The 12,854-nt window shown below is 56.2% G+C and carries 6 protein-coding genes; 5 read left to right on the top strand and 1 reads right to left on the bottom strand.

Annotated elements, in window-relative coordinates; all coding sequences use genetic code 11:
• The first annotated feature begins 544 nt into the window (after positions 1 to 544).
• Together PSSD_RS04345 and PSSD_RS04340 are read left to right on the top strand one after the other, a co-directional pair.
• Positions 545 to 6,628 (top strand): autotransporter outer membrane beta-barrel domain-containing protein, encoded by a 6,084-nt coding sequence (locus PSSD_RS04345; protein ID WP_058969638.1) that lies wholly within the window; start codon positions 545 to 547, stop codon positions 6,626 to 6,628.
• A 535-nt stretch (positions 6,629 to 7,163) separates the two neighbouring features.
• Entirely contained in the window at positions 7,164 to 8,708 is a 1,545-nt protein-coding gene (locus PSSD_RS04340) for a methyl-accepting chemotaxis protein (RefSeq protein WP_058969635.1), read from the top strand.
• Here PSSD_RS04340 and PSSD_RS04335 read toward each other — a convergent pair.
• Positions 8,705 to 9,655, bottom strand: coding sequence for an AraC family transcriptional regulator (locus PSSD_RS04335; protein WP_039330389.1), 951 nt, complete (start codon positions 9,653 to 9,655; stop codon positions 8,705 to 8,707). The genes PSSD_RS04340 and PSSD_RS04335 overlap by 4 nt on opposite strands.
• A 103-nt stretch (positions 9,656 to 9,758) precedes the next feature.
• Here PSSD_RS04335 and PSSD_RS04330 point away from each other — a divergent pair, with 103 nt between their 5' ends.
• The 3 genes from PSSD_RS04330 (at position 9,759) to yncE (ending at position 12,824) form a co-directional block, all read left to right on the top strand.
• Positions 9,759 to 10,946 carry an MFS transporter gene (locus PSSD_RS04330; protein ID WP_058969633.1) on the top strand — a complete coding sequence of 396 codons (1,188 nt, stop codon included), beginning with the start codon at positions 9,759 to 9,761 and terminating at the stop codon, positions 10,944 to 10,946.
• A 403-nt stretch (positions 10,947 to 11,349) separates the two neighbouring features.
• Complete coding sequence (locus PSSD_RS04325) at positions 11,350 to 11,559, top strand: YdgH/BhsA/McbA family protein (protein WP_058969631.1); 210 nt, start codon at positions 11,350 to 11,352, stop codon at positions 11,557 to 11,559.
• A 215-nt stretch (positions 11,560 to 11,774) separates the two neighbouring features.
• On the top strand, positions 11,775 to 12,824 hold the full coding sequence (gene yncE, locus PSSD_RS04320) for a 7-bladed beta-propeller protein YncE (RefSeq protein ID WP_039330384.1): 1,050 nt from the start codon (positions 11,775 to 11,777) through the stop codon (positions 12,822 to 12,824).
• Positions 12,825 to 12,854: the final 30 nt, after the last annotated feature.

Genomic DNA, 12,854 nt, shown 5'->3' with positions numbered 1-12,854 from the left:
GACGATCGTGCGCGGTTTTCGTAGGGTGCGCACTTTTGGCCTCGAAGAAAGGATGTGCGATAAATCATGCCGCTTCAGGAGTGCCTGATTTGCGCCAATGAAGTGTGATGCAGGTCACACTTTTGCATTTCGCCGTATCGTTTACCTTGGCACGATCGACCTGCGTCTTGCCGTGCCAATCGTAAATAAAACGCTAAGAAAAAATAAAGAAATTATTAACAACTTAGCGTGCTAACAGTTGATTATCTGCGGAATTAAATATTGCCAATAATTTATCCCGCCTCGCATTTATTTCCTCATTGTGACAATAGGTTAGCTTCAATTGCCTTTTGCTTCTCATGGCAGAAAAGTCTATACCTAAAGCCAATTAATCTATAACAACAGTTCTGTCTCTTTTTCGCTGCGCCGTACTTTCTTCACACAGTGGTTCTCAGAAATTAATTGCTCATCGGGGTTGGTGTTATTCCTGCCGCTTTATCCCCTCGCGATGAATTTAACGCTGTTGCAATAACAGCGTGGACGCTGCACGCCCACCGGAGGAAGTATGAAGTTCAAATTAAATCCGATCGCCATCGGAATATTAGCGGCACAGGCACTGTTTTATCCCTATATCAGTGCACAAGCCATAACATTGGGGAGCTATTCACCGCAGGTCAATGACAACCTCTTTGGTGAGCAGAATATTGATGTGAATGGCACGAGCGAAACCCTGACCGGTAACCCGGATTTTGCACCGGGTACCGACGGATCAGTGAGTTCAAGCCTGGCTCAGGTGAATATCACCTCGGGTGCGCAGTTCCTCAACCAGACGCGCCTCAATCCAGGGCCGCAGAACTTTGCCATTACGGTGCCTGACCCCACTACAGGCGGTAATACCACCTTCCAGGTTTACAACTCAGCCAGCCTGGTGGCACAAGCGCCCGTGACCTCAGACACTGCCGTGCCCGATGTGGTGAATGTGAACGGCGATCAATACATCAACGCACGGGTCGCGGATGTCTCTAATGGTGGTTCACTTGATGTGAACATCGGCCAGCCTAACGCTGCTAGCAGCGCCAGCACCAACAGTTGGAGCATGGCTGCCAAACAGACCACGCTGTTTCAGGTAGGTAGCGACAGCACGCTGAACTGGAATTCCAACAATCGCATCAGCTTCTTTGGCACTGCCGCCACCCCTGACGGCGCAGGGGCCACGCAAACGTTTCAGGTGCAAAATCTCGCGACGTACAACGGCAGTTTCAGCGTGCAAACGCTGGATGGCGCCAACCACACCTTCTCCGTCACCAGCGCCAGTGAGCTGCAAACCTATAACAACTGGCTGATCAGCCAACTGCAATCAGGCAATCTCGATAAAGCCAACTATCTGACTGACTTCAATAAGGCCGTCACCGTGACCAACGGCAGTATTGTTTATGACGTGAGTGCCACGCCCCCGGATGAGGTGACTCAGCCGATAGGCAATCGCATCGTAGTGAATGCCGATGGCGCAAACGCGCGCGTCAATCTGGCGGCGGGTAAAACGCTGGAGGTGGTCGGCTCGACGGGCGGCGCAATTAAAGCGTCAAATGGTGCGCAGGCGGTGATTGATGGCAAGCTCGCCAGTCGAGGCACTATAGCTAACAACGGTACAGCGCTGGTGCTGGCGGGCGGCAGCAACGGCAGCACCAGCGCCACTGGCGTGATTAACGGTGGTTTTCTGAATCGTCAGGATGGTACCGGCATTGGCTCTACCGGCTATGGCGCTAACGGCGTGCTGGTGCAGAGCGGCAGTGAGTTCAACAATAATGGCATCGTCAACCTGGCCACCATCGGTAGCAATTCGCAGTACGGTGTGGCGGGGATTCGATTGGAGGATAACGCCACATCCAACAACAGCGGCAACATCAACGTTGGCGTTAATGGTTCCAGTGCCAGCGGTACCGCCTCTGGGGTGTTGTTGACCACCCCAACGTCCACGTTTACCAATACGGCCGATGGGCAGATTTATATCGGCCGGGGTCCACAGAACAGCCTGACGGATAACGTCGCGGATACGGCGATGAATCAGAGCGGCCTGACCAGTGGCATCGCGTTGGTGGCCAACGGCAGCGCCACCAACAACGGCAACATTGTTATCGGTTCAAAAGTACAGAATGCAGCAGGCATGTCGGCCTCAGGTGCCAACAATGTCACGATGCTGAACAACGGCACCATTGATGTGAACGGTGCCGCAGCAACGGTACCGCGTGAAAACGTCGGCATGTCGGTGACCAATAGCAGCGGAAATATCGACAACAGCGGCACCATCAATCTCAACGGCGTCAACGGTACCGGCGTGAAAGTGGTGGCGACCAATGGCAACAGCGCATCGGCCAACTCCACGGGCACCATTAACGTTGCGGGTGGGGCCGATCCGGCGAGCGGAACGCGCAACTTTGGCGTCTGGGTTGAAGGTCAGGGAACCGGCCAAGCCAGCGCAGACATTGATGGTCCGGTGAACCTCAGTGGTAACGGCGCGATTGGCGTGCATGCGCGCGGCAATGCCACGGTGAACGTGGCGGCAAATGCCATTCCCTCCTTTAGCAATGGCAGCAATCAGATCGCCTTCTTCGCCTATGGCCCCAATGCGCTGATCAACGTCGCGGGCAATAATCCCTTCAATGTCACCACCGCCAATTCAACCCTGTTCCGCGTCGAGCAGGGTGCAGATTTTGATGGTACCGACCTGTCTCTCACCGCATCAGGCGCGGGTTCGGTGGCGGTGAATGGCAGCGGCACGGGGGGCACGGAGGTGAATACGCGCAACGCCACGCTTAATGTCAGCGGCGCGGGTGCCACGGGGGTCAATATCGAAGGCGGAGCCACCGGCACTATCGACAATGCCACCACCATCAATCTGACCGGCAACAATGCCATCGGCGCGATTGTGGATGGGCAAAAACATACCCTGGCGGGCAGTAACAGTGGTGCTCCCGTTACCGGCACCCGCCTGAGTTCAGCCGCCGCACTCAGCTCATCACAAACCGGATTGGTGGGTTATCTGGCGCGCAATCGTGCGCAACTCAATAACACCGGTGACATCAATTTCAGCGGGGCAAACGCCACCGGTATTCGGGTAGAGAGCGGTGCCACTGGCAGCAACAGCGGTAACATCAGCATCAATGATGGTGGTACTGGTATTGCGGTCAACAGCAGCGGCAGCACGGCGAATACCACCGCCAATAACAGCGGCAACATCAATGTCAACGGTGGCAGCACCACGAATCGTAGCCGGGGTGTCAGCGCCAGCGGCAGCCGGGCCATTGCCAATCTTAACAGCGGCACCTTGAACCTTAACGGCACGGGCGCGATAGGCGCAGAGGCGATCAATGGCGCGCAGGTGAATATTGCGGCAGGCTCCACGCCGATTTTCAATAATACCGATCAGATTGCTTATCACGCCGCAGGCAGTGGTTCACGCATCAACTCGGCTGCGAACGCACTGGATGTGAACACGCAAAACTCAACCGGATATCGCATTGATGATGGTGCAGCCTTGAGCTTTAGTAGCCCAACGGCACTGACCACCAGCGGCGTGAACAGCACGGGCGTGATTGTTTCGGGGAGTGGTAGCACCCTGAACAGCGCCAATGCCCGTTTCACCGCCAGCGGACAGGGCAGCACCGCGGTGCGGGTCGAAGGGGGCGCAGCTGCCACTCTGGCCAGCGGCAGCACGCTCAATCTCAGCGGCAGTAATACGGTGGGAGTGCTGGTGAATAATCTGCGCACTGACCTGAGCAATGCGCTGAATGGCAGCTCGGCACCCACTACCGTCACCAGCAATGGCAATCTGAGCGGCGCAGGCAGCAATGCCATCGGCTTTGATGTCACCAACGGTGCCGAGCTGGTGAACAATGGTGCGCTGAATCTCACCGGCAGCGATAACATCGGTATTCGCTCGCGTGCCGGCAGCACCTTAACCAACAACGGCACGGTGAATGTGGCGAGTGGCACCGGGCTGGATGTCTCCGGCAGCGGCAGCACCCTGGCTAAGGGCGGCGTAATCAACGTGGATAACGGTACAGCGGGCGTGCGCATCAGTGATGGCGCGCAGTTGGCGCTCACCGGCAGTGACACGGTGATCACGACACGCGGCAATGCGCACGGCATTTTGCTGGATACCGGTGCAACTGCACTGAGCGCCAGCGATGCCACGGTCAACGTGCTCGGCAGCGGCAACGGTATCGAAAACCGTGCAGAACTCAGCAATGTCAGCCTGAGCAATCTCACCCTCAACGTTGGCAACGGTAACGGGATCCGCACTGCCGTGGCCTTTGATCCCGCCTCCACCGTGACCACTAATGTGTCGGGCAGCGGCACCGGGCTGAACATCGCCAATGCGGATGGATCGACCACCCGTGGCGATTTAACGCTGGGATCGGGCTATCAGTTCAATGTGACCGGCGCAGGCGGCACAGGGATCCGTGCCAACACCAGCGGTAATGTGACCACCGCAGCTGACGTGAATATTGATAACCCGGCAGGTGGCTCGGCACTGGTTTCCAGCACGGCGGGCACCATCACCAATACCGGTACTTTTACCTCCAACAGCCTGACGTCTCCGGTGGTGGATTTGCGTGGCGGTAAAACCATATTTGAGAACTATGGATCGATCATTACGGCCAATCCCCAGACGGTGGCGGTGGCCGGAAGCAATGCCGATGATGAAGTGCTGTTGACCGAGGGGGAGGTGCGCGGCGATATCAATCCCGGCGGCGGATCTGATGTATTTCGTTGGACGGGGGGCACGCTTAACGGCAGCCTGACGATGGGGAATGACAACAACAACAGCGCGCAAGTCAGCAACGTTGATCTGGGTACGACTTATCACCTCACCAGCGGCAGCGGTACTGGCAACACCCTGACTTTCAACCAGATTGATTCACGCGGCGGCAGCTTTAGTGCAGACGATCTCAACAAAGGGGTGAATCTGGGCAGCGGCTGGAGCACTATCAACTTCGCCAACACCCAGTGGACGTTGACCGATAACCTCAATCTGGCACACAGCACCATCAATGTGGATGCGGATTCGACACTGTACGCCGGTAATAATGTGCACCCGACGCTGGCAGGTGGCACGGCGGACTCACTCACGGTGAATAATGCGGGGACGTTGGATCTGACTAACGGCGCAGGTTCGCCAGGCAACACGCTCAATATCAACGGTTCGCTGGCATCCAGCGGTGGTCAGCTTAACCTGATCACCGACCTCAACGAAGGGGGCGCACTGAGCAACCAGTTCACTGACCATCTCAACGTGACGGGTAACGCCAGCGGCACCACGCTGGTGAATGTGAAACTGACGGACAGCAGTACTGGGGCGCTTACCGATCTCAACCGCAACGGCGGGATTGAAGGCAACGAAGGGATATCCCTGGCCCAGGTGGCGGGTAACGCCAGTCCGGAGAGTTTTGCACTGAAAGACGGCTATCTCGGTGCCGGGCCGTGGCAGTATCGGCTCTACACCTTTGCGCCGGGCAGCACTGACCCCAGCCAGCGTTTGGTCAGCGGTAGTGGCAACAATTACTGGGATTATCGACTGGCAAATTATTACGTCTGCGAAGACGGCGCCAGCTGCCCATCGACCTTTATCACCGATGCGTTCGGTAGCGGTCAAAGCTACGATGCGCGTGCTGCCGTGGTGCCGCAGGTGCCTTCGTATATCTCTGCGCCGGTCGGGCTGGCGTATTACACCTCGGCGATCATTGACGATCTGCATAAACGTCTTGGCGAATTGCGCCATGAGCAGACGCGGCCAGAGGGCGAGGGCGGCGAGATGTTCCTGCGCTATATCGGTTCAAACCTGAAATACAAAAGTGACCAGCGTTTTACTGATTACGGTTACGACTTTGATTTGGATTACAGTGCGGTGCAGGTGGGCGGTAACCTCTTGCGCCTCGACGGGGAGAAAGACAGCCTGCGCGGTGGTTTGGCCTACACGCGCGGTAACACCCGTATTCGCCCAGATGCGGCGGATGGTTACAGCAGCACCACCTTTGACAGCGATAGCCTGGCGTTTTACGGCACCTGGCAGCGTCAAAGCGGTTTCTATCTGGACGGCGTGCTCTCGTTTGACTGGCATCGCGGCGAAACGGCTATTGCGCGACAGCAGCAAGAGGCGAAGTTGAAGGCGCACGGTTGGACCGCCTCACTGGAGAGCGGCTATCCGTTCGACCTGGGCGATGGCTATAAACTGGAGCCGCAGGCGCAGTTGATGTATATGAAGCTCAACATGAATGACTTTACCGATCAGGATGGCAATAAAGTGCGCTATGGCGATTACCACCAGACCATCGGACGTCTGGGCGCACGGCTCGATCGTACCTGGACGGATGACAGCCAACGTCAGTACACCCCCTATCTGCGCGCGAATTTCTATAAAGGCTGGGGCGGTACGGCAGAGACCAACGTCTCTTCAGTGGATAACCCTGCGTTGGGGGCAACCTTCACCAGCGGTCACTTTGGTCAGATGTGGGAAGTGGGCGCAGGCGGCACCGCCACGCTGCAAAAGGATGTGTCGCTGTATGCCGAAGCTGATTATCGCAAAGAGATTAACGGCAACGGGGCCAAAGGTTGGCGCTACAACGTGGGCGTAAGGTGGCAGTTTTAACCGAGTCTGATTATGTGGCCGTCATCAATGGCGTAATGTTTTTCAGTTAAGTACTCAGGCTGCTTATTGATAAGTGGCCTGTCTTTTCTGTGCGGGCTCTGCCGCCACTACTGCCCCCTCTGGGCCGTCCTCGCGCCGCTGAAGCGGTACCTTCGACTTCCACGTCGTGCCGGACGGACCGTTCGCGGATGACCATCCATGGTCGGCCGCGAACTGCCCCACGCCTCCCCGCGTGCGGCTCCAGACGGCGTTATCGTCAGTCGCTCAACTGACAAGCATTACGCGGCCCTACTGGGATGCTGCGGTTTTCATCGGGTGCGCACTCTGCTCATCAAGCTAAACAATGATTTCATTTACCCTAAATGAAATTTTATTGATTCTTTTCCACTATAAAAAACAGGGACATTACCCGTTTGGCCTTTAATTCAGGATGAAAATTAATTATTCGTGCTAAAGCCCGCTCCTTGCGCTGCCGAAAAGGTAAAAAAGTATTATCGATTTTTCCTTTAGCCTGCATCTTGCAAGGACAACACACATGCGGAACAACCAGCCCATCACTCAGCGTGAGTTTATTTTTGACGACGACGCCACGCTGATGTCGACCACCGATCTCAACAGTTACATCACCTATGCCAACGATGCTTTTATTGAGGTCAGCGGGTTCGAGCCGGATGAGGTCAATGGCCAACCGCATAATATGGTGCGTCATCCGGATATGCCGCCGGAAGCCTTCGCCGATATGTGGGCGACGCTGAAACAGGGTGAACCCTGGACCGCACTGGTTAAAAATCGCCGTAAGAACGGCGACCACTACTGGGTGCGTGCCAACGCGATTCCGGTGGTAAGAGAAGGCAAAGTTCAGGGCTTTATGTCTGTGCGCACTAAGCCATCCGTGGAAGAGATCCGCCAGACGGAAGCGCTGTACCGCGATTTCCGAGAAGGGCGTGCTAAAGGACGCCGTTTCCACAAAGGTTTGTTGATCGGCACCGGCTGGCGTCGGTTTGGCTCTCTGTTGAAAACCATGCCGCTGCGCTGGCGCATCCGCTCCACATTGCTGACACTGCTGCCGCTGTCGCTGGGTGGGGTGGCGCTGCTGGGAATGAACACTCTGCAACTCGGCTGCTTTGCCGGTGGCATGGCTGTCTTGCTGCTGTTGGCCAGCCTGTGGCTGGAGCAGCAAATTTCTCGCCCGATGGAGCGCATCTGCCGCCAGGCACTGAGTGTAGCGACCGGTGCCAGCCATAAAGTGGAGCAGCTGGATCGGGTCGACGAAATCGGCATCACCCTGCGCGCCATCGGCCAACTGGGCCTGATGTTCCGCTGGCTGGTGGATGATGTCAGCGGTCAGGCGATCAACGTCTTAAGTGCCAGTGATGCGATTGCCCGTAGCAATGATGAGTTGAGTCGTCGCACTGAACAAGCCGCAGCCAATGTGCAGCAAACGGCAGCCACCATGAACGAAATGACCGCCACGGTGAAAAGTAATACCGATACTGCCAGCGAAGTGAATAACCTGTCGGAGAACACCAGCCACGCGGCGTTGAAAGGCGGTGAAGTGATGCAGGAGATGGTGGGGATGATGGCGGAAATCGCTGACAGCTCCAAGCGTATCGCCAATATCACCAGCGTGATTGACGGGATCGCCTTCCAGACCAACATTCTGGCACTCAATGCCGCCGTAGAAGCGGCGCGAGCCGGTGAGCAGGGGAAAGGATTTGCCGTGGTCGCGGGTGAAGTGCGCAGTCTGGCACAACGCAGTGCCAAAGCCGCCAGCGAAATTAAAACCCTTGTCGAAACCAGCGCCAGCCGCGTGCAGTCCGGCAGCGATCACGCAGATGCGGCTGGCCGTACCATGCAGGAGATTGTTGGCCAGGTGCAAAACGTGACCGCGCTGATCGCACAAATCAGTTCGGCTACCGCTGAGCAATCCATCGCACTGAGCGAAGTCAGCACGGCGGTGGAAGATCTGGATGACATCACGCATCAAAACGCCGCCCGCGTGGCAGAGAGCGCCGAGGCTTCAGGAAGGATGGCGCGTCAAGCCAACCGCCTGGTGGAAGCCATCAGCGTATTTCGTTAAAGGGTTTCGCGCGCGGCACGTAACGCCCCGGGCGGCGAGCCGACAATACGCTTGAAGGCACGGCTAAACGCCGCCAGCGAGCCGTAACCGAGGTGGAAGGCCACGCTTTCCACCGCTTCACCCTCATTAACAATCCGTTCTACCGCCAAACGCATGCGCAACTCAGTGAGATAGCGCAGCGGCGTCATGCCGGTGGCGGACTGAAAGCGCGCGGCAAACACCGAGCGCGAGCTGCCTGATTCACGCGCCAGCCGCTCCACCGTCCAGTTTTCCCCGGGTGCGCGGTGCATGGCTGCCATTGCCTGGCTGAGTCGCGGATCGCGCAATGCCTGTACTAAACCACTGCCCTTGCCGCAGCCGTTTTCCACCCAGCCGCGAACGATTTGCGCGGCCACCACATCCGCCAGTCGGGACAAAATCCCGGCAAAACCGGCTTTACGATCGCGGGTTTCACGTTCCATGGCATCCAGAATCGGTTGGATTTCCGGGTACTGTGCCAGCAGGGTACTCACCAGCATCACATCCGGCATGGTATGCACCAGCGGCTGCATGCCACCGAGTTCAAATGCCATACAGGCGCTAAACAGGATGACATCGCTGTCGTCGGGGCAATCTTCGCCGCTGTCGCCTATCGAACAGACGCTGCCGCAAATCGGCTTACTGTTAAAGGTGCCGATCGGCTCGCAGATGGCGTCTTCAGATGAGATTAATGCATGCGCTTTGCCGTGGGGGATCAGCAGCGCATCGCCGGCTTGCAGTGGATAGATCACGCCAGATGCCGAGCGGATCAGCAACGATCCCCGGCCAACAAAGTGCAGTTGAGCTTTACCCGGCGCGTCATCGTACTGCAAACCAAACGGAGTATGTAAAGCAATACGCTGATACTTCACGCCATACAAGCGCATACCCATCAGCAGTTCACTGGTCAGATCTTCATAGCGGCTCATACGAATCCAGACGAATAATCAAAAAACAAAGTTTTTGTATCATAGATCGTCTTGCTTTGTCTCACTATGCTTACAACCTGAATTTTTGTGATGGGGATCGCAAATGAGTCTGGATACTGAAGTTGTCGAAACAAGTATAGCGGTGGATAAACCCGCATGGGGCGCGGTGTTTGCCATGGCCTTTGGCGTATTCGGCCTGATTACCGCCGAGTTTCTGCCGGTCAGTTTATTGACACCGATTGCCGACTCGCTGCAGGTGAGTGAAGGGCAGGCGGGGCAAACGGTGACGGTAACGGCGCTGGTGGCGCTGCTCACCAGTCTGGTGATCGGTAACGTTACGCGGCGCCTCGACCGTCGCATGGTGATGCTGGCCTTCACGCTGTTACTGATTGCGTCGGCACTGCTGGTGGCTTTTGCTGAAAACCTGCCGATGATCTTGCTGGCGCGCGTGCTGCTTGGCATGGCGATTGGCGGCTTCTGGACGCTCTCCACCGCCATCACCATGCGGTTGGTGCCACCAGAACAGGTGCCGCGCGCACTGTCGATTGTGTTTAGCGGGATTTCGCTGGCGACCATTATTGCCGCGCCCTTGGGCAGCTATCTGGGCGGTTTGATTGGCTGGCGCAACATCTTCCTGTTAACCGGCGTGCTAGGTGTGCTGGCGCTGTTCTGGCAATTCTTTACCTTGCCAGCCATGCCGCCAGAGAACAAAGCGCGCAGCGGTGGGGTGCTGGATCTGCTGCGTAACCGCCTGATGCGCTGGGGCATGCTGGCGGTGATCATGATGTTTACCGGTCACTTCGCTTTTTTTACCTATCTGCGCCCGTTCCTGGAGAGCAGTGCCCAGCTCAATATTAATCAGTTGTCGCTGGTGTTACTGGCATTCGGTGTGGCGAATTTCTTCGGCACTTCGCTGGCCGGTTTCCTGGTGACGCGCAGTGTGTCATTGACCTTGACCGGCATGGCGCTGGTAATGAGCGTCACCGCTGTGGTGCTGGTGAGTTTTGGCAATCTGCCTTGGCTGGTCGGTGCAGGTGTGGCGATGTGGGGTCTGGCATTCGGTTCGATGCCGACCGGCTGGTCAACGTGGATTTCCCGTGCAGTGCCGGATGATGCGGAGTCCGGTGGAGGTCTGCTGGTGGCGACGATTCAGTTGGCGATCACCGCAGGTGCAGCGGCAGGCGGCTGGATGTTTGACCTGCAAGGGGCTGGCGGCGTGTTCCTGGCCAGTGGTGTGTTGATGCTGTTAGCGGCCATCACCATTTTCACACGGGTGCGTCATCACGGTTAAATTCGTTTTAGCGGCTTTTCGGTCGCCATAAATGGCAACCCTACGACGATCGTGCGCGGTTTCGTAGGGTGCGCATTTAGGTACACCCGTATACGCAGTTTCGTAGTGTGCGCATTTATGCGCACCAGCATACGTATTCATTTTTGCTTGAGTGAGCGGCACTCCGTCATATATGGCGACCTTTTCCATTGCACCATACACAGTCATTCATCCCGCCCATTGATGAAAACTTGGTTTTTTAACCCTTTGCACAAGGGTTAATCCAAATGTGCCCTTGTCATTCAAATTAATCGAATAACTTTGGCAAATCTCTCCGCTTTTTACTTCTCAATGATCAGCCTACTATGTATCTCAACAAGGCGATGACGCCTTATCTGATAAAACATTGACTGAGGAATTGACCATGAAATCTATCAAAACTTTTGCTGCTGTTGTTGCCCTGTCTGTTCTGCCATTCGCCAGCTTCGCGCAAAGCGTGATTGCCTGTGCCTCAACGCTTGATGGTGCAGAAGCGCAAATCGCTGCTCAGGCGCATAAAGCTGGTGCTTCCTATAAAGTGACTGAAGCCAACTTCAACAACGGCGTGCACATGACTGCCGAACTGACCAAATAAGTCTGCGTTAACGTTCTGTGCTGACAGGGTGCCTCCGGGCGCCCTGGCGGCGTTGGTAACCTGATAAATTCCTGTCACTTTTCCCACGAAATGATTACTATTCTCAAAAAAAATCATCCTTCGTCAGCTCGCCTCGGGCTGTCTTTATAAAATTGGTTGCACTGTCGAGCTTTCACTTCACTGCCAAAAGGCGGTGGTTTTGCTATGGAGAAGTTATGAAAGCGAATAAAACAACGTGGGCGCTGCGTCCGCTGCTGCTGGCAACGGCCCTGTTGTCATCCTCTGCAGTACTGGCGGCCGAATCTCAGCCGCTGAACCAGGTGATCTCAAAAGGTGCTTACGAACTGGCGTTCAGCAACAGCGATAACGCGCTGTTCGTTGCCACGGCGCAAAATGCCAGCAGCAAAGGCGGCACTGTTTATCGTCTCGACCCGCAGGATCTGGCGGTGAAGCAGACGATCAGCACTGAACTGCCAACCTTTGGTGCCACCATCAACCAGAAAACCAATACTCTGTTCTTCGGTAATACCCGTGATGCTGCGGTCACCGCCGTGGATGCGACGAGCGGGAAAGAGATTAACTCGCTGGTGCTGGATGCACGTAAGCGCAGTGAGAGCGTACGCCCACTGCAGCCGCGTGAACTGGTGGCCGATGCCGCAACTGACCGCGTCTATATCACAGGTTTGGGTGAGCAGAGTGTAGTGTGGGTGGTGGATGGCAAAACCCTGAAGCTGGTCAGCACCGTGCCGAATACCGGCAAAATGGGCACTGGCCTGGCGCTCGACTCTGCTGCGCAGAAGCTGTACGTGACCAACGCTGATGGTGAGCTGGTCACCATCAATACGCGTCTGAACGCGATTGAAAAACGTCAGAAAATTGATGGCGAAAAAGATCACTTCTTCCTGAACATTGCGTTGGACACCAAAGGCCACCGCATCTTCCTGAGCGACTCCAAGCAGCCCCAGGTGCTGGTGCTGGATGCGCGCACTCAGCAAGTGATCCATAAGATTGATGTGCCAGAATCTCTGGCAGTGCTGTTCAATGCCGATCGTAACGAGCTGTATGTGACGCACCGTAAAGCAGGTGAGATCAGCATCATCGACGCCAGCACCTACAAAGTGAAGCGCACAGTTAAAGCCCCAGGCCTGCCAAACAGCCTGGCGCTGTCTGCCGATGGCAAAACCCTGTTTGTCAGCATTAAGCAGCCTGGCACCCGTAAAGAGCCACCGAAGAACCCAGATAGCGTACTGCGCATCGCGCTGTAAGCGGTAGTTATCTGAAACTCAAGGGCGGCG

This window comes from Type-D symbiont of Plautia stali (assembly GCF_001485335.1).
Lineage (GTDB): Bacteria > Pseudomonadota > Gammaproteobacteria > Enterobacterales > Enterobacteriaceae > Pantoea > Pantoea vagans_C.
This window is presented reverse-complemented; position numbering and strand designations above follow the sequence as displayed.